Source organism: Streptomyces sp. NPDC031426 (assembly GCF_055581585.1).
The window spans coordinates 3269-28295 of the sequence record NZ_JBVIJE010000053.1; the positions used below are offsets into that span (position 1 = coordinate 3269).

The 25027-nt window shown below is 69.0% G+C and carries 21 protein-coding genes and 6 pseudogenes; 14 read left to right on the forward strand and 13 right to left on the reverse strand.

The window, feature by feature from the left end; genetic code table 11:
• Positions 1–482: 482 nt before the first annotated feature.
• Both ACZ5NH_RS43615 and ACZ5NH_RS43620 read right to left on the reverse strand, forming a co-directional pair.
• Complete coding sequence (locus ACZ5NH_RS43615) at positions 483–1451, reverse strand: LysR family transcriptional regulator (RefSeq protein ID WP_451005838.1); 969 nt, start codon at positions 1449–1451, stop codon at positions 483–485.
• Positions 1452–1632: 181 nt separating this feature from the next.
• Positions 1633–1773, reverse strand: a pseudogene (locus ACZ5NH_RS43620) (IS5/IS1182 family transposase); the annotation flags it as partial.
• A 392-nt stretch (positions 1774–2165) separates the two neighbouring features.
• Between ACZ5NH_RS43620 and ACZ5NH_RS43625 the strand changes: the two are divergent.
• From ACZ5NH_RS43625 to ACZ5NH_RS43650, 6 genes and pseudogenes are all read left to right on the forward strand, one after another.
• Positions 2166–2486 (forward strand): hypothetical protein, encoded by a 321-nt coding sequence (locus ACZ5NH_RS43625; RefSeq protein WP_468783816.1) that lies wholly within the window; start codon positions 2166–2168, stop codon positions 2484–2486.
• Positions 2487–2629: 143 nt separating this feature from the next.
• A complete protein-coding gene (locus ACZ5NH_RS43630) occupies positions 2630–5608 on the forward strand; it encodes a DEAD/DEAH box helicase (RefSeq protein ID WP_468783818.1) in 2979 nt (992 codons plus the stop codon).
• Positions 5605–6942, forward strand: coding sequence for an SWIM zinc finger family protein (locus ACZ5NH_RS43635; RefSeq protein WP_468783820.1), 1338 nt, complete (start codon positions 5605–5607; stop codon positions 6940–6942). The genes ACZ5NH_RS43630 and ACZ5NH_RS43635 overlap by 4 nt, the downstream gene beginning before the upstream one ends.
• 176 nt (positions 6943–7118) lie before the next feature.
• Positions 7119–7490 carry a DUF6233 domain-containing protein gene (locus ACZ5NH_RS43640; RefSeq protein ID WP_468783849.1) on the forward strand — a complete coding sequence of 124 codons (372 nt, stop codon included), beginning with the start codon at positions 7119–7121 and terminating at the stop codon, positions 7488–7490.
• 292 nt (positions 7491–7782) lie between these two features.
• Positions 7783–8613, forward strand: a pseudogene (locus ACZ5NH_RS43645) (IS5 family transposase).
• Between the two features lie 4 nt (positions 8614–8617).
• Positions 8618–9067 (forward strand): hypothetical protein, encoded by a 450-nt coding sequence (locus ACZ5NH_RS43650; protein ID WP_468783822.1) that lies wholly within the window; start codon positions 8618–8620, stop codon positions 9065–9067.
• 79 nt (positions 9068–9146) lie between these two features.
• Here the strand turns inward: ACZ5NH_RS43650 and ACZ5NH_RS43655 are convergent, their stop codons facing one another.
• Complete coding sequence (locus ACZ5NH_RS43655) at positions 9147–9755, reverse strand: hypothetical protein (RefSeq protein ID WP_468783824.1); 609 nt, start codon at positions 9753–9755, stop codon at positions 9147–9149.
• Between the two features lie 66 nt (positions 9756–9821).
• Between ACZ5NH_RS43655 and ACZ5NH_RS43660 the strand changes: the two are divergent.
• From ACZ5NH_RS43660 to ACZ5NH_RS43670, 3 genes and pseudogenes are all read left to right on the forward strand, one after another.
• Positions 9822–10109 (forward strand): annotated as a pseudogene (locus ACZ5NH_RS43660) (transposase); the annotation flags it as partial.
• A 242-nt stretch (positions 10110–10351) separates the two neighbouring features.
• The gene (locus ACZ5NH_RS43665; protein ID WP_468783826.1) at positions 10352–11413 is read left to right on the forward strand and encodes an IS110 family RNA-guided transposase; all 1062 of its coding nucleotides are present in this window, start codon (positions 10352–10354) and stop codon (positions 11411–11413) included.
• A 44-nt stretch (positions 11414–11457) separates the two neighbouring features.
• Positions 11458–12309, forward strand: a pseudogene (locus tag ACZ5NH_RS43670) (IS3 family transposase); the annotation flags it as partial.
• Between the two features lie 5 nt (positions 12310–12314).
• Here ACZ5NH_RS43670 and ACZ5NH_RS43675 read toward each other — a convergent pair.
• The 3 genes from ACZ5NH_RS43675 to ACZ5NH_RS43685 all read right to left on the reverse strand — a co-directional run bounded on the left by ACZ5NH_RS43675 (position 12315) and on the right by ACZ5NH_RS43685 (position 14691).
• Positions 12315–12590 (reverse strand): transposase, encoded by a 276-nt coding sequence (locus tag ACZ5NH_RS43675; RefSeq protein ID WP_468783828.1) that lies wholly within the window; start codon positions 12588–12590, stop codon positions 12315–12317.
• A gap of 409 nt (positions 12591–12999) precedes the next feature.
• On the reverse strand, positions 13000–14091 hold the full coding sequence (locus ACZ5NH_RS43680; protein WP_468783830.1) for a DUF3800 domain-containing protein: 1092 nt from the start codon (positions 14089–14091) through the stop codon (positions 13000–13002).
• A gap of 432 nt (positions 14092–14523) precedes the next feature.
• The gene (locus ACZ5NH_RS43685; RefSeq protein ID WP_468783832.1) at positions 14524–14691 is read right to left on the reverse strand and encodes a hypothetical protein; all 168 of its coding nucleotides are present in this window, start codon (positions 14689–14691) and stop codon (positions 14524–14526) included.
• A 791-nt stretch (positions 14692–15482) separates the two neighbouring features.
• Between ACZ5NH_RS43685 and ACZ5NH_RS43690 the strand changes: the two genes are divergently transcribed.
• The 3 genes and pseudogenes from ACZ5NH_RS43690 to ACZ5NH_RS43700 form a co-directional block, all read left to right on the forward strand.
• On the forward strand, positions 15483–17105 hold the full coding sequence (locus ACZ5NH_RS43690; RefSeq protein WP_468783834.1) for an ISL3 family transposase: 1623 nt from the start codon (positions 15483–15485) through the stop codon (positions 17103–17105).
• Between the two features lie 414 nt (positions 17106–17519).
• Entirely contained in the window at positions 17520–17834 is a 315-nt protein-coding gene (locus ACZ5NH_RS43695) for a hypothetical protein (RefSeq protein WP_468783835.1), read from the forward strand.
• A 286-nt stretch (positions 17835–18120) separates the two neighbouring features.
• Positions 18121–18273: pseudogene (locus tag ACZ5NH_RS43700) on the forward strand (maleylpyruvate isomerase family mycothiol-dependent enzyme); the annotation flags it as partial.
• A gap of 61 nt (positions 18274–18334) precedes the next feature.
• On the opposite strand, the gene ACZ5NH_RS43705 reads toward ACZ5NH_RS43700, so the two are convergent.
• Positions 18335–18871: a hypothetical protein gene (locus tag ACZ5NH_RS43705; protein WP_020937384.1), complete on the reverse strand. Its 537-nt coding sequence runs from the start codon at positions 18869–18871 to the stop codon at positions 18335–18337.
• Positions 18872–18890: 19 nt separating this feature from the next.
• On the opposite strand from ACZ5NH_RS43705, the gene ACZ5NH_RS43710 reads away from it, so the two are divergent.
• A complete protein-coding gene (locus ACZ5NH_RS43710) occupies positions 18891–19271 on the forward strand; it encodes an 8-oxoguanine DNA glycosylase OGG fold protein (protein ID WP_468783837.1) in 381 nt (126 codons plus the stop codon).
• A 218-nt stretch (positions 19272–19489) separates the two neighbouring features.
• Here the strand turns inward: ACZ5NH_RS43710 and ACZ5NH_RS43715 are convergent, their stop codons facing one another.
• The 4 genes from ACZ5NH_RS43715 to ACZ5NH_RS43730 form a co-directional block, all read right to left on the reverse strand.
• Positions 19490–19786, reverse strand: coding sequence for a tetratricopeptide repeat protein (locus ACZ5NH_RS43715; protein WP_468783839.1), 297 nt, complete (start codon positions 19784–19786; stop codon positions 19490–19492).
• Positions 19787–19848: 62 nt separating this feature from the next.
• Positions 19849–20235 carry a tetratricopeptide repeat protein gene (locus ACZ5NH_RS43720; protein ID WP_468783841.1) on the reverse strand — a complete coding sequence of 129 codons (387 nt, stop codon included), beginning with the start codon at positions 20233–20235 and terminating at the stop codon, positions 19849–19851.
• A gap of 412 nt (positions 20236–20647) precedes the next feature.
• Entirely contained in the window at positions 20648–21007 is a 360-nt protein-coding gene (locus tag ACZ5NH_RS43725) for a nuclear transport factor 2 family protein (RefSeq protein WP_468783843.1), read from the reverse strand.
• Positions 21008–21032: 25 nt separating this feature from the next.
• Positions 21033–21818, reverse strand: a complete 786-nt coding sequence (locus ACZ5NH_RS43730; protein ID WP_468783845.1) for an SDR family oxidoreductase — start codon at positions 21816–21818, stop codon at positions 21033–21035.
• 90 nt (positions 21819–21908) lie between these two features.
• Here ACZ5NH_RS43730 and ACZ5NH_RS43735 point away from each other — a divergent pair, with 90 nt between their 5' ends.
• Complete coding sequence (locus ACZ5NH_RS43735; protein ID WP_453278195.1) at positions 21909–22427, forward strand: winged helix-turn-helix transcriptional regulator; 519 nt, start codon at positions 21909–21911, stop codon at positions 22425–22427.
• Positions 22428–22911: 484 nt separating this feature from the next.
• On the opposite strand, the gene ACZ5NH_RS43740 is transcribed toward ACZ5NH_RS43735, so the two are convergent.
• Positions 22912–24264: an endonuclease domain-containing protein gene (locus tag ACZ5NH_RS43740; RefSeq protein ID WP_468783847.1), complete on the reverse strand. Its 1353-nt coding sequence runs from the start codon at positions 24262–24264 to the stop codon at positions 22912–22914.
• 447 nt (positions 24265–24711) lie between these two features.
• Positions 24712–24921: pseudogene (locus ACZ5NH_RS43745) on the reverse strand (IS3-like element ISMyma3 family transposase); the annotation flags it as partial.
• Positions 24922–25027: the final 106 nt, after the last annotated feature.

The window sequence follows — 25027 nt, forward strand, 5'->3', positions numbered from 1 at the left end:
GTGCTCGCGTGTCTTTTAGGGGGGGGGTGTGGGGTGTGCTCGGGTTCCCCCCCCACCCCCCCCCCCCCCCCCCCCCCCCCTACTCAGGGCCCAGCGATTCGGTGATCTGCGCTTCCAGCGCGCGGCGTTGCTCATGGACGGCGGCCAGGTCCACAGCGATCAGCCCCGGCTGCTTTCTCGGGGGACTCCGCGACGTATTCAGGGGCAGAAACTGGCTGCCACCCGCAGCCCTGGCCTCACCCCGCCGGCTGGCGACCGCGCGGTCACCGGACACCCACAACCACTACTCACTCCAACTACGCTGAATGCTTACGTCGCGGTGATCGATCTCATAAGTCGACGCCTCGCACGTGAATCCACCCCGAACTGACGGTGCACCTAACCCTGGAACAAACACGACCGGCGGGAGAAAACGCTCTTGCTCTTTGGCCGCTCCTTCCGAAAGCGCCGGGACAACCACCGAAGATCACGCAGCGCGGCGATCAGGCCGTGGCCGGCCGTGGGCCAGGACTTCCCACGATTGCTTCGGACGACGTGGCTGAGAGCTCCCCGGCCGCGCTGAGCAGCTTGTCGCGCAACCAGGTATGGCCCGGGTCACCGGTATGCCGCGGGTTCCAGTACATCGCTTCGTTGATGTCGGGAACTGGAACCGGCGGCTCGACGAGCAACAGCCCCTCAAGAGAGTGAAGCCGAGCCGACCGTTCGAGTACCAAGCTGACCAGTTCGGTCCCGCGAATCAGCAGCGGCACCAGCAGGAAGCTCTCGAGCGTGACCTCGACTCGCCGGCTGAGCCCCTGGTTGACGAGGTGCCGGTCGGCGTGGTTGAGCTGCAGGCCCGGTCCGATCGAGTACAAGATGTGTGGTAGTGCAAGGAAGCTTGCGACGTCGATCGGCACATCCGGATCTGGCCGAACCGAGGCGTCCATGATGCACATCCAGCGGTCCTGAAACAGCACAGCGTTCGGCAGCGCGGTCTCCGCCATCAGCTCACGGGGCTCGATGGCAAGGTCGACGCGATCATCATGCAGCAGCGTGCGGACGTCGTCGGACCGCGGCCGCACGTTGATCGTTATGTGTGGAGCCTCCGTCGACAGAGTGCGCAGCATCGGCGCAAGCAAGACGGCGGTGGCGTAGTCCGAGGCGCTGATCGAGAACGTGCGATGGGCCGTCGCTGGATCAAATGCCTCGGTATCGGTAAGCACGTCCCGCACCTGGCTCAAGATCTCGCGGATCGGTTCGGCGAGGGCTTCCGCCCTCGTTGTGGGGGTGAGCTTCCGACCGTTGCGGACCAGCAACGGGTCGTCGAAGAGCTTGCGGAGTCGGGCGAGCGATCCGCTCATCGCGGACTGGCTCAAGTTCAGCTGACGCGCGGCGCTAGTGACGTTCCGCGTGGTGAGCAACGCATCGAGGTCGACCAGCAGGTTGAGGTCGATGGCGCGAAGGTCAGGCATTGAGACTCCTATCGGCGACGCCGATGGCTCGCGCCGTCGGCAACTGGAGGACCGTATCCCGGAGCCGGCTTCGCTGTGTGGCACCCCGAAAGACGACCCGGGCCCACTGGCCGATGGGGGCAGTAGACGACAGCCGCGACAAGGTCCGATGGGCCCTGGGCCACTGCCCTTAGACCGTGCCCTATGTGGTGAGGCGGACGAGTCGTCTGTAGTAGCAGATGGCTGGGGCGAGACCGAGAAAGGCCAGGTAGTTGCGGGGATTTCGTTCGTAGCGGGGGCTGAGACGACGGTAGCCCGACAGCCATGACATGGTCCCTTCAATCGCACAGCACACTGCGCTTATGGATAGTCAAAGCAGCGCGGGGACACCGATAATCGGGCGTGAGGGCTTGCAGCGGTTGGCCGCTGTGGCCCATCGGTTGCGGGGCCGGATCAGCGACGAGGGGAACAAGTCGCCATGCCCGACGACAGTGACGTCGGCCCCAGACAACAGTGCAGGTAGTGCCGGACGGGCAGGTGTGGGCCGGGCTGCCGGAGGCGAACCGGCAGGCGGTGGTCGGGCAGCGGGAAGCCCGCGAAACCAGCGAGTGCATCCACCGCGACCTCACAGGCCCGTAGGCCGACGAGCCCACACCCCGGGGCGGTGACCGCCAAACCACCCCGGGGCACGTCCGCTCCGTCCGACCTGCCCCTGATCACAAGGAGAGACGAGCGGTGGCAACGTTCACCCACGTCACCGCGGAACGCTGCGCCCAACTCGGCCGCGCCCTCACCTGGAGCGACAACGGCCGCCAGGACAAGCCGCACTACCTCGACCACACCGCAACCGACCCGGAGGGCACCCTGGTGGTCGTCGAGGAGACCTCGTGCGGCCCGAATCTGAGCAGCGCGATCGAGTCGAGAAGCGCCGTGCCTACGCCGAGGCCGGCATCCTCGTGTACCTGCCCATCGACTGCGACACGTGCGAGGTCGTCGTCCACTGCGCCGGTCGGCGTCACGCTGGGCACCAAGCCGCTCAAGGATTGGGTGCACTGACGCTCATGCGTCCTTTGTCCGCGCCGCGAGCGCCCGTCACGGGCCGATAGCATTCCGCCGTACAGCTTGTGAATGCGCGATGACACGGCGTGACGGTGTCATTCCAGCGCGTACCCGCACTCCGGCTCGAAGGGCATACGATCATGGCGCGTATCCTCCAGGTCGTCGAAGTGGAGGAGCCTGCCGGGCAGAGGAGGCCGGGAGCGGTTGCGCCGGCTGCCTCAGCCGCGCTCAGCGCATGCGAAGCCGTCTTCCTGCCCGGAGATCCGGCCAGGGAAGGCCGTGTGGCGTTCTGGCGGGCGGACGGCGGCGAGCTGCCCGACTGCGATGTGGAGCCGGGGGAGCTCACCGTCGTGCGGCCGCACGGGAACGGGATCCGGCGGCGGAGCGTGAGCGCGGTGCTGCTGCCGGTCGCGCAGGCGGTGCCCGTACTCACCCGCGCTCGCGCCATGGTGCCAAGCGGCAACGCCTCCCTTTCCGCCGCGTTGTGGGGAGCAGGGGCCCTGATCGCGCTTCAACTTGCCGCGCGGGGGCGGCTGCTGCCGGGGCTGAGCCCCACCGGGTTCGACGCCTGGCGGCTCGGTCCGCTGGACGGCGACGACGTGCGCCGGATACGCGACCTCGCGGCGGCGATGCCGCCGGAGGCGCGCGCGGTCCCGCTGCCGGGCTCGTCGCCCGTTGCGCTGCCCGCCGCCGAGCCGCTGCTGCGGGCCTTTTTGGATGCGGTCGCGGACGGCCTGCCGCGCTCCCCGGCAGCGCGCTATCTGATGGCCGGTCCGGCGTTCGCCGCTCGGATGCCGGTGCCTATCCCCGAGCAGCGTGAGTGGGCGGCCGAGGTGGCCGCCGGGATGGACGCGGGTGTGCGGGTCTCCCTGCGTCTGGAGGGAGACAGCGACGGGTGGGACGGCGCAGACATCGGCGACAGCGGCGGCGGGCCAAAGTTCCGGGCCGTGGTGCAGCTGCACAGCCTCGCCGACCCCACCCTGGTGGCAGATGCGGCCGAGCTGTGGGCGGGGGCTGCAGCCGCTCAGGAGCAGTTCGCCGCCCGTACCCGTATCGACGCCCTGCTGGCGCTGCGCCGCGGCGCGAAGGCATGGCCGCCGCTGTCGCGCCTGCTCTCCTCGGCCGCGCCCGATGTGCTGCAGCTCGCCGACGACGAGTTGCTGGAACTGCTCGGCGAGGCTGCGGAGCGGCTGGCCGCCGCCGGAATCCAGGTCCACCTGCCAAAGGGCCTGACGAAGGAGCTGACCGCGACCGGCCTGCTGGAGCCGCCCCGGCGCAAAAAGACGCCCTCGGACCTGGAGACCTTCCTCTCCTGCGGTCAGCTCCTTGAATTCCGCTGGCAGTTGGCGTTGGGCGGAAAGTCGCTGACCGAGGAGGAGATGGACCGGCTGGTCGAGGCGCACCGCCCGGTGGTGCGGCTGCGCGACCAGTGGGTGGTGGTCGACCAGGCGCTGGTCCGCAAGGTCCGCAAGCAGCGCGGCCGGGAGCTCACCGCGATCGACGCCCTGGGCGCGGCGCTGACCGGCGAGGTAGAGATCGACGGCACGTCCGTACCGGTCACTGCGGGCGGCGCCCTGGAGCAGTTGCGCGCGCGGATCGCCGAGCCGGAGGCGGGCCCGGACGCCGCATCGGCCACCGCCGGCCAGCCCGCCATGCTCGCAGCCACCCTGCGCGACTACCAGCTGCGAGGCCTGATCTGGCTGGACCGGATGACCTCCCTCGGCCTGGGCTGCTGTCTCGCCGATGACATGGGCCTCGGCAAAACGATCACCCTGATCTCCCTCCACCTGCGCCATCACGAGCGATCGGCCCACGGCCCCACCCTGGTGGTCTGTCCGACGTCGCTGCTCGGCAACTGGGAGCGTGAAGTGCAGCGCTTCGCACCCGGCGTCCCCGTACGCCGCTTCCACGGCCCGGGCCGCACCCTGGAGGACCTCACACCGAACTCCTTCGTCCTCACCACGTACGGCACACTCCGCCGCGACGCGGCGCTCCTGGCCGACACCGCTATGCCGTGGGGCCTGCTCGTCGCGGACGAGGCGCAGCACGTCAAGAACCCGTACTCCGACACCGCGCGGGCGCTGCGCACCGTCCCCGCCGCCGGGCGCATCGCGCTGACCGGCACCCCGGTTGAGAACAACCTCTCCGAGCTATGGGCCCTGCTCGACTGGACGACACCCGGCCTGCTCGGCACGCTCACCGCCTTCCGCGACCGCTACGCCCGCGCGGTCGAGGCCGACGGCGACCAGGAGAGTGCGAACCGTCTCGCCCGCCTGGTCCGTCCCTTCCTCCTGCGCCGCCGAAAGTCCGACCCTGGTATTGCCCCCGAGCTACCGCCCAAGACCGAGACCGACCAGCCTGTCTCGCTGACGAAGGAGCAGGCGTCCCTGTACGAGGCGCTGGTGCGCGAGTCGCTGGCGGCGATCGGCGAGGCGGACGGAATGGCCCGGCGGGGCCTGGTGATGAAGCTGCTCACCGGCCTCAAGCAGGTCTGCAACCACCCGGCGCAGTACCTGAAGGAGAAGAACACCAAGCTCGCCGGCCGCTCCGGCAAACTGGAGCTGCTCGATGAGCTGCTGGATGCGATCGTGGCCGAGGACGGCTCGGTGCTCGTCTTCACCCAGTACGTCGAGATGGGCCGCCTGCTGGAGCAGCATCTCGCAGACGGTGGCATCGCGGCGCAGTTCCTGCACGGCGGGACGCCGGTGAAGCAGCGCGAGGAGATGGTCGACCGCTTCCAGCGCGGCGAACGGCAGGTCTTCCTGCTCTCCCTCAAGGCCGCCGGCACCGGCCTCAACCTGACCCGCGCCGGCCACGTCATCCACTTCGACCGCTGGTGGAACCCGGCGGTCGAAGACCAGGCCACCGACCGCGCGTACCGCATCGGCCAGACCCAGCCGGTGCAGGTGCACCGCCTGATCGCGGAGGGGACGGTCGAGGATCGGATCGCGCAGATGCTCAAGCAGAAGAAGGGGCTCGCGGACGCAGTGCTGAGCCATGGCGAGGCGGCCCTCACCGAACTCTCCGACGCCGAACTAGCCGAACTGGTAACGATGCGCTACAACACCGCGCCTTGGAGCACAGACCGTCAGCGCACCACGAGGGGAAGGAGCACGTGAGCCCGCGCCCGACGAAGCCCCAGCAGCGGGCCCAGGATCAGCTCGCCCGCACTTTCCCTCCCTTCCCGCCGGCTCCCGGCCGCCGGGGCGGTTTCGTCTCCACCTGGTGGGGCCAGGCGTGGGTGTCGGCGCTGGAGGAGTGCTCACTCGATTCCGGCCGCCTGGCCCGCGGTCGCACCTACGCGCGGCGCGGATCCGTGGGCGAGATGACCGTGGTCCCTGGCCGGATCAGCGCCGCGGTGCAGGGCAGCAGGCCGCGGCCCTACCGGGTGTCCTTGGCGATCCCCGTCCTCAGCGACGCGGAATGGGACCGGCTCCTTCACGCGGTGGCGGCGCGCGCCGGGCACATCGCCGCACTGCTGGACCGCGACATGCCCACCGAGCTGGTCAAGGACGCGCTGAAGGCCGGCGTACGGCTGCTACCGTCCGCCAACGACCTTCAGCCGTCCTGCTCCTGCCCCGACTGGGGCTACCCGTGCAAGCACGGCGCCGCGCTGTGCTACCAGGTCGCACGCCTGCTGGACGAAGACCCCTTCGTACTGCTGTTGATGCGCGGCCGCGGCAAACAGCAGCTGCTGGACGAGCTCGCCCGCCGCAACGCCGCCCGCGCGGCATCGCAGGCGGCAGCCTCGGCTTCAGCGTCGGTTCCGTCCCCGCGAACTCCCACCCCACCCACAGGTACACCGGCCCGGGAGGCCTTCGCGGCGCGCGCCGACCTGCCACCGCTGCCCGGACCGCCACCCCTGCCCGAACACACCGGGCACCCGCCCGTCTTCGAGGCGTCCCGGCCCCCCGAACCAGGCATCGACCCGCAGGCGCTTCAAACCCTGGCCGCCGACGCAGCCGAGCGCGCCCGTCGCCAACTCGCCGCCGCGCTGGCGAACGACACACCACCCAATCCATCCGACCTGACGCAGTGGCAGGACGCCGTGCGCATAGCCGCCGCGCACCCACACACAGAGGTCTTCGCCCGGATCGCCGAGAGCACCGGCCGCCCGCTAATCGAGCTCGCCCAGGCCGTACGGGCCTGGAGTTACGGCGGCACGGCCGCACTCGCGGTCCTCGAGGACCCCTGGACCCCCAACCCATCCGTACTCACCCGCGCCCGAGCCTCGCTCGCCGAGGACTGGGCGGACGGACGGCCTCCCCAGCTGCGCGCGTGGCGCAACCGCTTCACCGTCGTCGGCCGCGACCGCCAACTGCGCTACGGCCGCGACGGCCGCTGGTATCCCTACGGGAAACAGGACGGCGCCTGGTGGCCCATCGGTCAAAGCGACCCTGACCCCGCCACGGCCCTCGCAGCGCTGCTCGTACTCCAAGATCGCCGCTCGTGACCACAACGCCACCTCAAGGAGCTCCGATCTTCGTCATACTCCCCGACGCCCAGGAAGTCCGCGGACGGCTGCACGCCCGCCGACAGGTGAAGGACGGCTGGCTCTACCAGGTAGGAATCCTGCTGTGGCAGAACGGCACAAACGGCTCCGCCGAACCTGCCGAGCAACGCGTCTGGGTGAGCCCCGCACACGCACGCCCCGTACCCGGCGTCTCCTACGAACACGTCCCGACCCACCGTCTGTCCCAAACCGACACCCCGTCCCACAAACGCCCGCCCGCATGGACACTCCAGCACCTGCCCCACCGCCCCGGACACCCGGGCGCCACACTCCTCCACGTCATCGGCTGCACCCCCAGCAACCGAACACTCACCCGGCAAGAGGCCCTCGCCGCCCTCGGTCAACCCCGCACAGCAGCCTGCATTCAGTGCGACGCCGCCCGATCCCTCACCCCACAACAGCAGCCAACCGACCACAACCACCAGACCCAACAACAGCGCCACGACGAACATGAGCAGGACACGAACCCCAGCGAAACACCCCCATAACCACCCAGCCCGAAAGAGCGGCGCGACGACGAACAGACAGAGGCACAGCCCCGACGGCAGCTGATCACCGCCGGCACAGGCCCGCGCCAGCAACCCACCGCTGCTCACCTCGCCGGTACGAACAGTCCGAGCAGAAGTTCCCTCTGCCGGGGGTCCAGACCCTGGGCGCTGCGGGTCCCAAAGATGTCTGAGAGGGCATTCTGAGCCGGTATGACGGTTTTACCGTCGCCTGATCGTGTGGGTTTGGGCGGTTGGGGCCGGTCGCGCGGCTTGGTCCTGCTGGGCTGTTCGGGTGAGTGACCGCAAGCCCTACAAGAGCGACCTGTCCGATGAGCGGTGGGCGCTGATCGAGCCGGTGATCGCGGCGTGGAAGGCCGACCACCCGTCCCCGACGGGACACCAGGGCCGGTACAAGATGCGGGAGATCATCAACGCGATCCTGTACCAGGGCAGGACCGGCTGCCAGTGGGACTACCTCCCGCACGACCTGCCGCCGAAGTCGGCCGGCTACTACTACTTCGCGGCCTGGCGCGATGACGGCACGGACGTGAAGATCAACGACCTGCTGCGCTGACAGGTCCGCGAGAAGGCCGGGCGGTCGGAAGACCCGAGCCTGGTCGTGATCGACACGCAGAGCGTCCACGCCGCGGCGAACGTGCCCGCGGCCACGACCGGGAAGGACGCGGCCAAGAAGGTGCCGGGCCGCAAGCGCGGGCTGGCGGTGGACGTCCTCGGCCTGGTCATCGCCGTGACCGTGCTGGCCGCCAGCGCGCACGACAACGCGTTCGGCATCGCCCTGCTCGGCCAGGTCGCCCCCATCGGCCCCATCAAGAAGGCCCTGGTGGACCAGGGCTTCAAGAAGACCGTCGTCGAGCACGGCACCACGGTCGGCATCGACGTCGAGATCGTCGAACGCAACCCCGCCGACAAGGGCACCGGCTTCGTCCCGCAGGCCAAGAGGTGGATCGTGGAGCAGACGCTCGGCACCCTCATGCTGTTCCGACGGCTCGTGCGGGACTACGAGTGCAGGCCGAAGTCCTCGGAGTCCAGGGTGCGCTGGGCCATGATCGACGTGATAGCACGCCGTCTCACCGGCCAGACCACGCCCACCTGGCGCGGGTGACCGCATGGATGACCAGGTCACGCCGCTTCTGGAGCGGATCGACGCGCGCGAACGCGAGGTCGTCGGCGATGCAGCGCAGATTCGTGCGCAGATGGACGAGCTCACCGTGCGCCTGCGTGAACTCGACGAGGAGATCGAGAGCCTGGCGGTGACCCGCAAGACGCTCCTCGCCCTCCCGCCGGCGACCCCGGAGCCAGCCGAGGAGCCGCCCGTCCTGCCAGCCCACCCCGCCTACCAGCAGATCCTCGACGTCTTCGCCGACGCTACTGGACCGATGCGTGCCCGCGACCTGTGCCAGGCCCTGGACCTCCCGCTCAAGCCGAAGAACATCGAGAGCACCCGGCACAAGCTCAAGCGCCTGGTCGGTCTCGGTGTCTTGGCCGAACCCGAACCCGGCTTGTTCGCCCAGCGCCGCCCGAGCAACTCTGTCAATCCGCGCCATCAGCCCACCTGATGACCCGAGCCAACAGCAAGGGCGGATCAGAACCTCTCCTAAGGTTCATTTAGTGCGCCGAGAGCTTGGTGTGACTGGACTACTGCGCCCAGCGTCCCATGGTCGGCGCGGTGCCGATCAGGCACTCGATGTCGGTCGGGAAGCCAACGATGGCGTAGGCGGTCAGGCGCAGGTGGCCCTCAAGGCAGACCAGATTGTCCTGCTTCTCGCCCACGAGGATGAGCGGAGGAAACCGCTCGCCTCTGATGAGCGCCTGGGCTGCGTCGACAAACGGTTCGTTGGACACGTCGAACGCCCGCAGCCCTGCCTTGATGCGTGCGGCCGCGTCGGTCGGCCGGCGGCTGCCACCCGACAGTTCGACCCAGTAGGAATACTTGAGGTAGCGCACGCTGGCCGCCTCGTCGGCGGACAGGAGTGCCCTGGTCCAGGTGACCTCAGGGGGGAAGTTTTCGAACAGATCGCGGTTCTCGCCGTACCCGCGCGTCGCAGCGAGCAGAGCACGACGTGCGAAGTTCGCTCCAGCGTCGGAGAGGTCTGGATGCGTCAGCAACTGCTCGGCCTGCCCGGCTGCCGCCAGGTGGGACCGGAGGTTCTGGCCGAACCTCTGGCTGGACAGCTCGCCGCTCAAGAAGCAGGCGACCATCTCGTCCTCACTGCTCATGCCCAGTACCTGCACGACCGTCAGCATAGGGTCGACCTCGTTCTGAACCGCCCCGTGTCAGGTAGAGACTCGATTCCGTGAAAGGATTGAGTCATGGCACGACCCTCCCGTTACCCGCTTGAGCTGCGCCGTCGCGCGGTGCGCATGGTCGCCGAAGTGCGCGACGACTACCCGAACGAGACGGCCGCCTTGCAGGCGGTCGCGGACAAACTCGGCATCGGCTCCCGCGAGACACTGCGGAACTGGGTGAAGCAGCAAGAGATCGACGCGGGGCAGCGCCCGGGGACGTCCACGGAGGAGTCCGCCCAGCTGAAGGCGCTGAAGAAGGAGAACGCCGAGCTGAAGCGGGCGAACGAGATCCTGAAGGCCGCGGCGAGTTTCTTCGCGTCAATGACAGAGTCTGAGACACGGGCCTACGGGTGATGACAGAGTGACGGGCACCGGCGGGGCTGGCTCGTTTCTTTGCTGCCCCAGCGATGGTGGCTTGTCGGCGATGTGCCGCCCCGCCGGCCCGGGTCTCCGCCGCGGAGTGGCCTGATAGGAGCGTGCCGCGCGAGCCCGATTGAGGCGTGCCCCCGCGGTGGAGAGGCCCATCGACTCTCCACCGATCTGCGGAGGCTTTCGTGCACGTTGTCGGCATCGACGGACACAAGAAGACGCACACGCTGGTCGCGGTCGACCCGCTGGGACGCCGCGTCGGTGAGGTCACCGTCGCCGCGACCCCGGCCGGTCACGCCCAGGCGATCAAGTGGTTTGCCCAGTTCGGACAGGTCTTGTTGGCCATAGAGGACTGCCGCCATCTGACCCGCCGCTTCGAGGTCGACCTCCTGGTGGCCGGTCATGAGGTGGTGCGGGTGCACACCCGGCTGATGGCCGGGGCTCGCCGCTCGGCCCGCGAGCGAGGCAAGTCCGACCCGATCGACGCCGAGGCGGTGGCCCGGGTGGCGCTGCGCGAGCCCGACCTGCCCCGGGCCAGCCTCGCGGGCCCGGCCCGGGACGTGAAGCTCCTGGCCGATCACCGCCGCCGCCTGGTGCGCTCCCGTACCGCGGCGGCGAACAAGCTGCGCTGGTTCCTGCACGAGATCGATCCCGAACTGCCCGTGCCCTCTCGGGGCTTGCGCCGTTTGTGCGTGTTCGACGCGCTCGCTGCGGCCCTCGCCGACCATGCGGGCGTCGTGGTGGAGATCGCCCGCGACCTGGTCGTCGAGTGCCGACGGCTGACCGAGCAGATCAACGCGCTGGAAGCTCGGCTGCGTAAGCTGGTCGAGGTACTGGCGCCGTCGCTGCTGGCCATCCCCGGCTGCGGCGTGCTCAGCGCGGCCGTCATCATCGGCGAGACGGCCGGCGCCAACCGGTTCAAGTCCAAGGACGCCTACGCGCACTTCACCGGCACCGCCCCGATCCCGGTCTGGTCCTCCAACAAGATCCGCGTGCGCCTGAACCGGGGCGGAAACCGAGCCATCAACCACGCCCTGCACATGATCGCGGTCACGCAGGCGCGCCGCGGCGGTGAAGGCGCCGACTATTTCGCAAAGCAGCTGGCCCGCGGCAAGACGCCCAAGGAAGCGGTGCGACTGCTGCGACGACGCATCTCCGACCGCGTCTTTCGGGCCCTGCTGGCCGACGAGGGCGCAGCTCAGCCGACCGCGGCCCCCTCTGACCTCCCGGTTCGCCTGGCAGCTTGACATAGGAGCATCGCCGAGCTCGACCGGCCACACACTCGCTCGTAGCGTTCATCGACGAGCACCGGGACCGCTTCGGCGGCGTCGAGCCGATCTGCAGGACGCTCACCGCACACAACTGCAAGATCGCCCCTTCCACGTACTACGCCCACAAGAAACGCCTCCAAACGCCCTCCGCCCGCTCCGTGCGCGACGAGGAGCTCAAGGAGAGGATCCAGGACGTCTACACGTCCAACTACCGTGTCTATGGAGCCCGGAAGATCTGGCGCGAGCTGAACCGGCAGGGACATGCGGTGGCCCGCTGTACCGTCGAGCGCCTGATGCGCGAGCTCGGTATCCAGGGAGCGGTGCGCGGCAAACGCGTCATCACCACGATCCCCGGCGGACAGGTCCAGCGGGCCCCCGATCTGGTCGACCGCGACTTCGTCGCCGCCGCTCCGAACCGGTGCTGGGTGGCCGACTTCACCCACGTGAAGACCTGGTCCGCGACCGTCTATGTCGCGTTCGTCGTGGACACCTTCTCCCGCCGGATCGTCGGCTGGTCCGCGGCCACCGTGAAGGAGACCGTCTTCGTCCTGGACGCCCTGGAGATGGCCATCTGGCAACGCGACCGCGACCAACAGTCCGTTCGGCCAGGCGAGTTGATCCATCACTCCGACGCCGGGTCGCAATACACATCGTTCAAGCTCGCCGAGCACCTGGACGCCGCCGGCATCGCGGCGAGCATCGGATCCGTCGGTGACGCGTACGACAACGCCCTGATGGAGTCCACGATCGGCCTGTTCAAAACCGAGTTGATCAAGCCCCAGCGGCCCTGGAAGACGCTTCTCCCGCCCGTCGAGTACGAAGCCAACTACTACACGGAGCTCACGAAACCCCAGGTCACAACCACAATCTGAGATCTCTACCGAACCCGGGGCGGTTCATCGGCCCGCGCCTGTAACAGCGTCAGCAGCCGCGCCCACACCCCCTGCCGCTGCCATCGCCGGAACAACCCGTACACGGTCTGCCAGGGCCCGTACTCAGGCGGCAGGTCACGCCATGGAACACCCGTCCGCACCCTCCAACGCACACCGTCCACCAGGCGTCGCCGCCCCGGCCACCTGCGACTCACACCCGCCGCAGGCAGCAACGACTCCAGCACTGACCACTGCTCATCAGAAAGATCCCCACGCCCCACACGGTGATCATCACGGCGCGAGGCATGGAACGGAACCCGGACCTAAAACACGGCCTAGTCCGGGCCAGGGTCACGAAGGGGATTGCGGTGACCGCAGTCCCAGCACTTAACCGTGTCCGGGAGCCTTTCGAATCGCGCGCCAGAGACGCCGTAGGAGCCGTCGACACGGAAGCCGCCGCACTCCTGGCACGGAGTTGCGCGGAAGGATTTGTCACAGCGTGGGCAGTAGCCCTCCGCGATCTCCGTGCCGATACGGATGTTGAGGGAGTCCGCGCTGCTACAGCGGGCGCAGAAGACCTGTTTCGTGTCCATAGCGCTGGTTTACATCAGATCGGTCTCAACGTTCCCCCCGTCGATCCGCCCGAGCATGCTGGCGTGGAACGGCTCGGGGGCGCTTGTCAGGCGCTCTTCACATCCGGTCGCGGCTGAAGGGGTCAGGCCCTTCGGTGGGCACGAGCGATGTCTGCTCGATCAGCGGCAGGATGATCGGACGCAGCAGCGCGCTGGCGTCGGTGGGGTTGCCGGTGCCGCCCTTGGCCACGCTTCCCGCCGCGCCAGCGAGCAGGTCGGCAAGCTGAATGGACGCGTGCTCATGGGAACTCCCGCGCACTATGCGCTGGATGCGAAGGCGCCGGTGCATGACGGAAGGCGTAGCGCTGGCCCCGGAGCGCAGGACGTTTCTGGTCACCTCCAGCCGGGCGTCCGTGAGTTCTCGGTGTTCGTCAGCAAGGACGCTGATCGCTCCCAAGCGCTCACTCCAGGCTCTTGTCAGGGTGGCGAGCGCGGTGTCCAGAAGCTCCAGGTGCGGCGGCTGTTGAGGCGCTATGTCGTCGTGAAGTGCCTCCGCGTGGGCACGCGTGTCCCGAAGCCATCGCAGGGCCTCGGTGACGTTGCGCCGGGTCGATGTAGTCCAGGCCGCCTCCACTTCTTCGTAAAAGGTCTGGATGACGGCCTGCCGGTCGCCGGGGTCTCTGCGGCGGGCGAAGGCAACGAAGGCCTGCTCCAGCTTGTTGAAGCGGTCGTTCTTCAGCGCACGCCGGCCGTCGCAGGCGAGGGCTCTGGCAAGCCTTCTGGCCTGCCTGTTTTCATGCAGGTCGATGCCGCGTAGGTAGGCCTCTTCTTCGACCAGGAGGTCGATGACCTTGCTCATGATTCCGTATCGCTTGTCGACCACGTAAACCGAACACCGTCCGTGCAGTGCGCCGCCCTTCTGCCACAGGCGGCTGAGCTTCTGCAGCCGGTCTCCACGCTGGAAGTGCTTGAACTTCAGATCGCGGACGGCCGGCTGGATGTTGGTCTCTGTGCGCAGGTCGCGCACGATGCCTTCGGCTTCCGCGTCGTCGACGGCGACTCCGGCCACCATCATGTAGAGGCCTTCGCTCAGAAGATCCTCGCCGTCGTAGCCCGACTCGTCACAGGCTATCCAGCGCCCGTCCGCTTCACTGTCGAGTGTCGGCGCGGTCTGGGTAAGCCGCTCGTATTCGGCTCCGGTCAGAGGCATGACCGCATTGTCTCAAGTGTCAACCACCTGTAGCTGGGGATTCTCCCGACATTGCGAGACTCGGACGCGAAGACGAAGCGCGCGATGCTCACCGCCGACAGGCTCCAGGCGCTGGCCGACCTCGGGTTGGAGTGAGCGGCGCAGCCCGAACAAGAGCTTCTCGAAAGTGAGCACCACCCGTCAGCGCCAACGACCAGGTCACCGCACCTGCATCACTGACGCCCAGACGACGACGTTCAACCGACACTCCCCCGCAGACCATCACCATGCGGTGCCTTCGCTGCGCTCCGGTCACCGGGTGGCGCTGCGCGCCACGGGAGGCCGGCCCCGCTGCGCGGGGCCGGCGGGCCTGCGGCCCGAGCGGCAGCGAGGGTGGGGGGTGGCGTGGTCTCTTCGGCTGGCCTCTGCGGGTTGCGGGGGCTTGACGCCGGGTCAGCGCCTACGGGACCAGGTGCTGCCGATCCCCGCAACGTGCAGGGCCAGCGCGGTCAGTCCCAGGAGCATGACGTTGACTGACGAGAACGCGTGATTGGTGCTGATCTCGGCCGCGTTGAGGAAGAACGCGATGAAGAACAGCACTGCCGCGACTATGCCGAGCATGACGGAACTCCTCTCGAAGGGTGAAGCCCGTATGCCCGGCCACCGCCCCCACAGACATGGGGAGCGCCTTGAGAAAGTCGCATGCCCGCCCGGCCGTGTCCTGGCCCGGTTCTTTTAGGCGTGTTGACGGCTCCTCAGGCACATTTGGCCGAAGCCGTCGCGTCGTTGCACCAGTCCCTGCAGGAGGGAACGGTCGAGCTGAACGAAGACCTGGCAGCCGCTCTCGCTCTGCACGAGAAGTATGCGACAGGCTGGCGCCCGGAGTGACGGCGCACCATGTGTGGGCGGCTTGCGGGCCACGTCTTCCCATCACCGACTACTTACCCACCGTGCTCCGTTGAGGTCTTGCACCGGCTCCGCAAGGCACCGCCAGTGCGGCGGCCCGTGGCCAGAAGGGCGCACCGCGTTAGTGTCGTGGTCGTGCGTGGTCTCGCAGTGGGGACGTCCGGAGGCGGACACTGACGGTGAGCGGCACCCCGTTGCCTCGCGCTGCGACAACACCGGCGCGCCCTAGCGGGGCTGTCCTCCTCGCCGATGGGTGCCACTCTCGATCAGGATGCCCGCAGGGACGCGGCAAACAGGTCCGCAACTGGTTTCGCCGCCCGGGCTACGTTCCAGAATCACCCTTCTATCTCTTCGCGCAGGCCGTCTGGAACGAATCCTCATCTCCTGTATGAAGGAACGCGTCGCGACACTCTGGCCGGTCTGTCGGCGGTCTCTGAACCTGGGTTCTGGATCACTTTCAGTGCCGGGGCCACGGAGGGTCACCACAAGCGCGATCATGAACGGCCGTGGGTGATGTGTTCCTCCAGGACCTGTGGTTCCACCAGGTCGAAGGCGTAGTGATCGAAAACGCAGTGGTCGACGGCGAGTTGGTGGTCGTGCGGGCCCGCGCATCGGCGGAGCGGGCCGCATGTCCCGCCTGCAGGACGGCGTCGGGCCGGGTGCACAGCCGATACGTGCGCCGCCTTGCCGATACTGCGGTCGCCGGGCGTCCCGTGTTGATCGAGTTACAGGTACGGCGGTTCCGCTGCCGTGACCACGACTGCCGGCAGGCCACGTTCGTCGAGCAGGTCGACGGACTCACGTTCCGGCATGGGCGGCGAAGCTCCGGGCTGCAGACGGTGCTGCAACAGGTAGGGGTGATGCTGGCCGGCCGGGCCGGGGCCCGCTTGGCGAACACGCTTGCGGTCCGAGCGAGCCGGTCGACGCTCCTGCGGCTGATACGTCGCCTGCCGGAGCCCGAAGTGCACACGCCACGGGTGCTCGGGGTGGACGAGTTCGCTCTGCGCAAGGGACACAACTACGGCACGATCCTGGTGGACATCGACACGCGCCGTCCCATCGATCTGCTGCCCGACCGGGCCACGGCGACGGTGGCCGCCTGGCTCGCCGACCATCCCGGCGTCGAGGTGATCTGCCGTGACCGGTCCACCGCATACGCCGAGGCCGGACGACTCGGTGCCCCGGACGCGGTTCACGTCGCGGACCGGTGGCACATCTGGAAAAACCTGGCGGAGGCCGTCGAGAAGACGGTCATCCAGCACCGCGCCCTACTGCGCGAGCCGGAGAACACTGCCCCGGTCCGCGCCGCCGAGCCCCTGGAGAGCCCGGAGCCAGCGCCGCCTTCCCCGGATGAACCACGGCAGTCTGGCCGCCTGTCCGACCGGGTGCGCGAGCAGCACGCGGCCGTCCACACCCTGCTGGATGAGGGGCTCGGCCTGCGGCCGATCGCCCGCCGACTGGGCCTGGCCCGCAACACCGTCCGCCGCCTCGTCAATGCGGCCACCGCGGACGAGCTCCTGGTCGGACGGTGGACCGGCCGGACCAGCATCCTCGACCCCTACAAGCCCCACCTCCATCAGCGATGGGCGGAAGGCTGCACCGTTGCCCGCCGCCTGTTCGAGGAAGTCCGCGAGCGCGGCTATCCCGGCGGCGAGAGCGTGGTGAAGAGGTACGTCCAACGGCTCCGCGAAGCCTTCCCGCACGACGATCCGCCCCGCAAAGCCCCGTCCGTGCGCGACGTGACCAGCTGGATCACCCGCCACCCCGACCGCCTCCACGACGACCAGGCCCAGCAGCTCAAGCAGATTCTCGCCCGCTGCCCTGCCCTCGACCGCACTGCCGAACACGTCCGCGCCTTCGCCGACTTGATGAACGACCGTCGGGGCCAGGACCTCGGTCAGTGGATGGATGGCGTGCAGGCTGACGACGTGCCCGCCCTGCACGGCTTCGTCAACGGCCTCGGCCAGGACCTCGACGCCGTCGTCGCCGGGCTCAGCCTCCGCTACAGCTCCGGCACCGTCGAAGGCCACAACAACAAGATCAAGATGATCAAGCGGCAGATGTTCGGCCGCGCGAACTTCGACCTGCTCCGCAAGCGGGTCCTCCTCGCGGCGCGAGGCCGTTCATGATCGCGCTTGTGGTGACCCTCCGTGGCCCCGGCACTGAAAGTGATCCAGAACCACGGTTCACGGAACGGCGACACGGTCTCCGGCACTCCGGGCAGGCAAGGCCTCTGACCAGCGTAAATCCAGCAACCGCTATAGCAGTCTGCACGAGAACGGCATGCCCCTTCGTCAGTCATGTCAGTAGCAGATGAGCACTGCGCGTCAGCGCCAACCACCAGGTCACCGGGCTTGCGTCACTGACACCTAAAAGACGACGCCCAACTGACACTCGCCTGCAGACCAGCACACGACATCGTGTTCTTCCTCGCTCCGGACGACGAGAGTGCCGCTGCGACGCGCCGACAGGGACCTGGTCCGGCGTTTGAGTCTGTGACCTGCCGTTTCATAGAGCCGGACAGTGCCATCGCGGAGTGGGACATGTACTTCGAGGAGCCCGCGGCCGAGCTCCCGCTGATCGAGCAGCTCCTTGCATGGCCGTGGCCGGAGTGGGTCACTGCCCCCTTGAACGATGGTGTTGAGGTGTTCGCTCTGCCGCCGCGGTTGATCCGGGCATTGGCCGACGCCACCTCCGTTGAGCTGGAGGAGCTGGCAGATCGCTGGACCGCGAGGCTCAGGTCCGCCGACGGGGACGAAATGACCGACGATGATCTGCTGGCGGTCCTGCAGGCAGTGTCCCGGCTTGCGGCGTCTGCGGTGACCACGGGCGGCGGCCTCTACAGCTGGAGCTTCTGACCGTCCGGTGAACCTCTTCTTGGGCGGCGTCGCCGCTTCTGGCTGGGCGAGCCAGGAAAATGACACGGCGCTGGGAATCCAGCACATGACATGGCGTGGGAAGTCCAAGAACCGTCGAGGTCAGAGGTGCGGCAGATGACACGGGTCGCGGGAACCTACACCTCTTTTCGGCGCTGGCCCACACCGGCCGGGGCGATGAAGCTGCCGCAGGTGCCGCTTGCGTCCGTTGCCGGCTGAGCTGTGGTCCGGCCTGTCGGGGCCTGCCATCGAGTGTGGAGCGGTTACGGACTGCACCATCCTCATCGAGCCGGTCACGTTTCTCCTGATGGCGCTCGGGCGCCGGGGCCAGTGGGGTCCCCTCGCTCAGGGCCGCATCCTGGTCGGGGGGCGCAAGCCCTGGCTCGCTCCGCGTTTCCCGGCTCTGTTCAAGGCGCCCTGAGCGCGACGGGCCGCGGCGGCCCGACGGTGGCCGGCTGCCTGTGGTCGTACGGGCTCGGTGGTCACCCGGGTTCGGGGGCGGTGACGGCCGGGGCGGCGCCGAGGAGGCCGAGGAGGGTCTCGCGGTGGAGGTCCGCGATCGGGCCGAGGAAGTCCGGGTGGCGCAGCAGGGGGGCCGCGCGGTGGTCTCGCGGGCTGGGGATGGTCAGCCGGCGCGCGTCGCCCACGCTGTCGGGGCCGTGGTGGGTGGCGGCCAGGCAGGCGGCGGCCAGGGCGGCGAGGTCGGCGTCGGCCAGCAGGCAGGCCGCCCAGCTGACGACGGTCTCGTCGACCTGGGTGCGCCAGGCGTGGGTGGCGTCCGTCAGCGGGGGTGCGTCGGCGCCGGTGACGAAGTCCAGCCGGCCGGAGCCGCCGGGGCCGAGCAGGTCCAGCAGTTCGGCGTCCAGCGCGGTGGGGTAGCGCAGGGCGGCGGCGATGGTGGCCGCATGGCCTGCCTGGGCTTCGGCCAGGGCCTGGTTCAGCGGGCCGGTGGCCGGGGGGAAGGCCGCCAGCAGCCAGCGTGCGGAGGCGGCGATGACGGGCGAGAGCGCGGTGGGCATGGTGGACCGTCCTGTGCGTATGCCCGCCTGTCCTGGGTGTTCCGGTGTGGGTGATCCGGTCGCGGGCACTGCGCGCCCGGGCGGGGAGGTGCGGACAACGGTACGGCGGCCTCCCCCGGGGGCGACAGGAGCTGCGTCACAGCCGGGGATCACCCCCTGGCCTTCGGCACTGGCTCCCCACTCCTTCACCGGGGACGCCCGGGTCAGCCGGGCGCAGGTGACGCCGATGGTCGCCAACACGCTGGCGCGCGAGACGCTCCGAGAGGCACTGGTCGCCACCTACGTGTGGGGGAAGGGAAAGAGCGGCTCCCCCGGCGGCAGCGGACCACCCCCCTCCACAAGATCCTGGCCGCCGAGGACCTCCTGGACGAGGCACTGGACGATGCGGTCACCGTGTTGAGCAGGCACGGCGCAGTAGTCACTGCCTCCGCGGCCGGGAGCGCCTGCGCAGCGCGGTGAGCAGGCGCGCCGCCGAAGTGGGGGGCGAGGGCGGAGAACACCCGCCGGCCGCCTTCGTCGACGCAGGGAGCGAGGACGGGCCGGGGCGGCTGCCGAACAAGTGGCATGGTCTTGCGGTGGCATGACCATGCGATGACGATGGCAGCCGGACACGGAGCATCACGGCCACCTCCCGCACTCCAAGCGACCATCTCGCGTACCTGCCGCGCGCACAAGCCGTCCCCTCATCCGGCGCAGGGGCATGCACCAGCGAGACCTCGGATGGGGAGTGCGGGCCTCAGCGAGGTAGCCGGAGACGGTTCGGGTGGTGGGGTGGCCGGGGCCGAGTGCCTCGGTGAGACCGGCGATCGCATCCTCGTACAGGGGGATGGCGTGTTCCAGGTCTCCGTCGGCCTGGTGCAGCCGGGCCAGGCCGCTGAGCGTGATGAGGGTCTCGAAGTGCTTTGCGCCCAGCACCTGGGTGTTCGCCGGTCCAGTGCGGTGGTGAACAGCTCCCGGGCCCGGTCGAGGTCTCCGGCCTACCTGCAGGCGGCGGCGAGGTTGTGGAGGTGGCGCAGGGTATCGGGGCTGTCCGGCCCGGAGAGCCGCTGCTGGCGGGTCAGCGCCTCCTCGAGCAGCGGGACAGCCGCCGCGGCGTTGCCCAGTTGGAGGCGGCAGAGCGCCAGGCCGGCCAGGGTCTGCAGGGTCTTGGGGTGCCCGCTCCCGAGGACCTCCCGGCGCTGTCCGAGAGTGGTCTCGTACAGGTCGACTGCCTCCTCCGGCTCCCCGGCAAAAGCGAGGGCCGAGGCCAGCAGGTTCCGGCTCACCAGGGTGTCGACGTGGGTCGGGCCCAGAATCTGCTCCCGTTGGACCAGCGTCCGGCGGCACAGCTGCAGCCCGGTACCGTGATCTTGCCTGACAGGCAATCAAGAGGACGCCTGTCAGCGGGACGGCGCCGCACAGCTTCCGGTTGCCAGGACTATGGGCTCCGGGGCCGATCTCAAGGGGGAACACTTCATGAGCTTCATGTTCGGACGCCGGGTGGCGATGGTCGCCACCGCCGCGGCGCTGAGCGTCGGCGCGCTACCCCAACGAAACACCCCCATAACCGCCCAGCCCTGATGGGGATCTTTGAATCTCCTCACCCTGTGCCGAGGATGGCCCCGGAGTTGCTCGCCTTGATTCTTCAGGCGTGCAAGTGCTGATCTGCGGGTGGATGCCGAACTTGAGGGCTGGTTCTTGGTCGGGTGGCTGGGTGGGCACGGGGGCTGGGACGGGGCGGTCCGGGGGTGGGTGGGGTCTCTCTCGTGGGCGGGAGCAGGTGGTGTGGGAGCGGGTTCAGGGTTCGATGGCGAGGTGTTCGATGAGGTCGTCGCGCAGCGTGAACCGATAGCGGAGATCGATGGTGCCGCCGGGGAAGTTGCCTTCGAGGTGGTGTGTGGCGATGTAGTGGGCCGTGTCGGTCTGATGGGCGTTCGTGAGGTGGATGGTGTAGGTGAATTCGGTGGCGGATCGGTCCAGCCACCGCTCGATCGCGGCGCTGCCCTGGTAGGTGTTGCCGTCGTCGATCACTGTGGCGTCGTCGGTGAACGTCGTGACCGCGGTGGCGGTGTCGTGGACGCGGTGCGCTGTGAGGTAGCGGGTGATCACCGCGGGCAGGTCGTCCGGGGTGATGGTCCGGGGCTGGTTGTCGTGCATGACGCTCCTGATGGTGGTGGCGGGTTCAGACGGTGGGGGTGGTGCCGCCGTCGATGACGTATTCGGCGCCGACGATGGCCGAGGCGCGGTCGGAGACGAGGAAGGCGACGAGTTCGGCGACCTCCTCGGGCCGGTTGGGACGGCCGAGCGGGATGCCTCCCAGGGAGTCCATGAGCCGGCCCAGCGCCGCTTCCTGGCTGATGCCGGCGTCGTGGGCGATCCGGGTGACGAGGTTGTCGGCGGCCGAGGTCTGGACGAAGCCGGGCGAGACGGTGTTGACGCGGACGCCGTGCGGGGCGACCTGGTTGGCCAGGCCCTTGCTGTAGGTGGTCAGGGCGGCCTTGGCGGCGGCGTAGGCCAGGGTGCCGTTCCACAGCGGCATGCGGCGCTGGATCGAGGTGACGTGCACGACCGCGCCCTTGCCCGTGGCGATCATGTGCGGGAGGAGTGCGCGGTCCAGGCGGACGGCGGCCAGCAGGTTCGTGTTCAGCTCCCTTGCCCAGTCGTCCTCGCCGAGCGCGGCGAATCCTCCTGCTGGTGCCTCGGAGCCGCCGAGGGTGTTGACCAGGATGTCGACGCCTCCCATGCGGGCGTCCACCTCGGAGGCGACGTGGGCAGCGCCCTGGGCGGTGGACAGGTCGGTGGTGATGAACGTCTTCTCCTCGACGTCGTCGGGGCGGCTGCGGGCGGTGACCAGCACGGTCGCGCCGGCCTCGGCGAGCCGTCGGGCGATCGCGGCTCCGGTGCCCTTGGTGCCGCCGGTGACCAGAGCGCGTCGGCCTTCGAGGGATTCGCTGATGGATGCGGTCACGTTGTGCTCCGTTCCCGGGCGCGGGTATGCGGGGCGCCGCTCCTGCTAAAATAGAAGCTACTTACTTCGACTTTAGCAGTAACTGAGGGGATGGTCGCCGTGGCGAGCCGGATCAGGCTGGAGGACCGGGAGTGCCCGCTGTCCACGACGGTGGAACACGTCGGTGAGTGGTGGACACTGCTGATCCTCCACGACGCCTTCGACGGCTACACCCGCTTCGACCAGTTCCAGGAGAGCCTGGGCATCTCCTCCAGCATGCTCACCACCCGGCTGAAGACCCTGGTCGCCGACGGTCTGCTGGAGCGCCGGCCCTACCAGACCAGCCCCGTCCGGCACGAGTACGTCCTGACCGAACTCGGGCGCTCCCTGCGCCCGGTGATCGTCGCCCTTGCCGCGTGGGGCAACTCCCGACTCACGCCGACGGAGCGCAGCATGATCCTCGTCGACGCGCACACCGGCGAGGAAGTCGAGCCCGTCGTCGTCGACGCCAAAACCGGCCGCCGACTCGACGACAGCGCCGCCTACGTCTTCACCGCGGGCCCCGCAGCCAGCGACGCGATGCGCACCCGCTACGCGGCACGGCCGGCCATTCCCGCGGAAGAGGCGTAGGTCCGCCCGGAAGAGCCTCATACAGCCTTGAGCAGGGCCGCGAGCGCGGGCTGCACCTGACCAGCCTCGCGGCACCGGCTTGTCGCCGGCGTGATGCCTGCCAACCCTCCCCGGTCGTTGAGAACTGGATCAAGTGAGGCGGGGAGCAATACCGGTCGTTTCCAAGAATCCCCATCAGCCCGAAAGAGCGGCGCGACGACGAACAGAGAGAGGCACAGCCCCGACGGCAGCTGATCACCACCGGCGCGGGCCCCCGCCAGCAACCCACCGCTGCTCACCTCGCCGGTACGAACAGTCCGAGCAGGCGTTCCCTCTGCCGGGGGTCCAGACCCTGGGCGCGGCGGGTCCCAAAGATGTCCGAGGTGGGGGGCTGCTTGTGGCGTTGGCGGAGGCAAGCGGCGGGCTTCGTGGGCGCCCGGGTGGGCTGCGAACCGGCGCCGGGCGGGTGTGGGTGGCCGCGGGTGTCGGATCTGGTGCTGCTCACTCAGAACAGCGCCAGACCCTCACCGCTGGTATCCGCGATGACCGGCCGGAACCGGGCGGGGAGGCCGTCCAGGCGGTCGGGTCCGGCCGCGGCGGCCACGGCAGGGGCGGCCTCGGCCAACCAGGTGCCAAACCGCTCGACGGCTTCGCGGTAGGGGACTTGCGCCAGAACACGGTGCTCGCCGGAAGGGCAGAAGTCGACGGCGACAGTGAGCAAGCAGGAACCGGGCGCGTTCTGACTGCCCGTCCAGGACACGCGCAGCACACCACAGGGTTTACGCGCGCGGGAGCCGCGGACATCGCGGTGGGTCGGGCGCAGCGATCGGCAGGCCACGTGGGCGGTCCATGCGGCGAGGTGTGGCAGTGGCAGGGTGGTGCGGGCGCGGCAGCCGGGACAGCGGTGCCAGTGGTAGAGCCAGTCGGCGGCGTGAGTGTCAAAGAGGCGTGTGTAGTGGTTGGCCACGCGGATGTCGTTGCTGTACAGGTGGTCGGGTCGTTCCTGTGTGTTGCAGGACTGGCAGACAGGGGCGCGGACGTAGCCGTGTTCGTGGCAGTGATCGAGTACCGTGGCGGGCGCGGTGCGGCAGATGGCGCACGTCCACCCAGCCACCCTGCGGGAGGTGCCGGGTTTCCGCTTAAGTGCCGAGTACAGGTGGCCTTGCAGTTCCCCGTTGTACGGACGCAGCGGGGCGGCCCCGCAGTCGTGGCTCGTCCCCTGCCGGCCATCGGCGGTCCGCGCCTGCCGGCCGTGGGCGGGCGGCTCGGCGACGGCCGTGTTCCCCCCGCAGGTCCGCGCGGCTTGCAGCCATTGCGTCTCGGTGTGCTCGGCCACATCCAGCAGCCTGACCACGGCGCGCGGCAGCCACCATGTCCGCGCCGTCCGGTCGCGAGTCTGCTCCACGAGTATCCGCCGCCAGTCGATCCCCGCCAGATGGGACGGCCCGCCGCCTTCACGCCCGTCTGCCCGCTCAAACTCGCCCACCTCCTGCAGCTCCCGGGTGATGCGCTGGCGCCAGCGCAGCAGCGTCGTCTCGTTGCACTCCTTCTTCGGCGCGCCACCAAACGGACCGATGCGGACCAAGTCCTGGCAGTCCATCTCCACCGCGTTCAGTTCCGCTGCCGCCCGGCGCACCTCAGTCTCCACAACACTCCACTGGCCGCCGCTTGCCTCCACCGTCGCCACCACACAGCTGCCGAGCAAGACGTACCCCGCCCGGGCACGAGCAGGAGAACAGGTGAACGCCGCGGAAGCCGTCGGCACAGCACTGCCGGTCGTCATACCGGCCCACACAGCGTCCGCAGCACGCAAAGGGATCAGGCCGCCACTGCGCCCCGGGATGACACGCTCACGCATACCGACAGGCTAACCGCCCACACCGACATGCCCGTCGGGGCGGCCTTTGTGCGCACGACTTCCTGATATTGGGCGATCAGGAAGACAAAGTGGACAACGCAGGTGCCGGTCTCAGGACCATCGGCGGTACGGAACAGCCGCCTGCGCACCGTCAGTCCGGGCTGTCGCTGCTCAGCCGCACCGCGGGGCAGCCGGTTCACCCCGCCCGTATCCCAAGGTTGAGCAGGTGCGGGGGACAGCTTCCGCGCGCACGGGTGCATCGCCGACGTGATCCGGCACGCCGAGCAGTGCGCTGAGCCCGACCCCGTCATCGTCTGCCCAGGCAACGGGGGCCGGCGTTCACCGCCGTCAAGAGCAGGTGCGGGCGGCGCTGGAGAAGGCGCCTCGCAAGGAACCGAACTGGCCCGCCGCGCCATCCGCGCACTCTGCGACGGCTGCACCGTTCGCGGCCTCCTCCGAAGTCACCCCGGGACGCTGGCCGGTGGCGGCCTCGGCCTTGCGGACCCACGTCCGCACCGTCTCAGCGGAACCGATGCCCAGCTTCGCGGCGACCGCCTTCATCGCGGCCTACTCAGTTGGGTAGTTGGGGCGGACCTCCGCGACCATGCGCACCGCACGCTCACGAAGCTCGGCAGGGTAAGGGGGCGGACGGGCCATGACTCGATCCTCTCAGTGCGTTGTGGCAAACCGGATCTTGTTCGAGCGGCAGTGGGTGATCATCTGGACTGGGGTTCGGGTGCGGTCGCGGGCATGAGAGAACGGG

Bases quoted from the DNA above. Each gene is read 5' to 3' on its own strand.
- ACZ5NH_RS43615 (WP_451005838.1), bottom strand. From the start codon at position 1,451: ATGCCTGACCTTCGCGCCATCGACCTCAACCTGCTGGTCGACCTCGAT.
- ACZ5NH_RS43630 (WP_468783818.1), top strand. From the start codon at position 2,630: ATGGCGCGTATCCTCCAGGTCGTCGAAGTGGAGGAGCCTGCCGGGCAG.
- ACZ5NH_RS43650 (WP_468783822.1), top strand. From the start codon at position 8,618: ATGGATGACCAGGTCACGCCGCTTCTGGAGCGGATCGACGCGCGCGAA.
- ACZ5NH_RS43655 (WP_468783824.1), bottom strand. From the start codon at position 9,755: ATGCTGACGGTCGTGCAGGTACTGGGCATGAGCAGTGAGGACGAGATG.
- ACZ5NH_RS43680 (WP_468783830.1), bottom strand. From the start codon at position 14,091: ATGCCTCTGACCGGAGCCGAATACGAGCGGCTTACCCAGACCGCGCCG.
- ACZ5NH_RS43685 (WP_468783832.1), bottom strand. From the start codon at position 14,691: ATGCTCGGCATAGTCGCGGCAGTGCTGTTCTTCATCGCGTTCTTCCTC.
- ACZ5NH_RS43695 (WP_468783835.1), top strand. From the start codon at position 17,520: ATGTACTTCGAGGAGCCCGCGGCCGAGCTCCCGCTGATCGAGCAGCTC.
- ACZ5NH_RS43705 (WP_020937384.1), bottom strand. From the start codon at position 18,871: ATGCCCACCGCGCTCTCGCCCGTCATCGCCGCCTCCGCACGCTGGCTG.
- ACZ5NH_RS43710 (WP_468783837.1), top strand. From the start codon at position 18,891: ATGCCCGCCTGTCCTGGGTGTTCCGGTGTGGGTGATCCGGTCGCGGGC.
- ACZ5NH_RS43725 (WP_468783843.1), bottom strand. From the start codon at position 21,007: ATGCACGACAACCAGCCCCGGACCATCACCCCGGACGACCTGCCCGCG.
- ACZ5NH_RS43735 (WP_453278195.1), top strand. From the start codon at position 21,909: ATGGTCGCCGTGGCGAGCCGGATCAGGCTGGAGGACCGGGAGTGCCCG.
- ACZ5NH_RS43740 (WP_468783847.1), bottom strand. From the start codon at position 24,264: ATGCGTGAGCGTGTCATCCCGGGGCGCAGTGGCGGCCTGATCCCTTTG.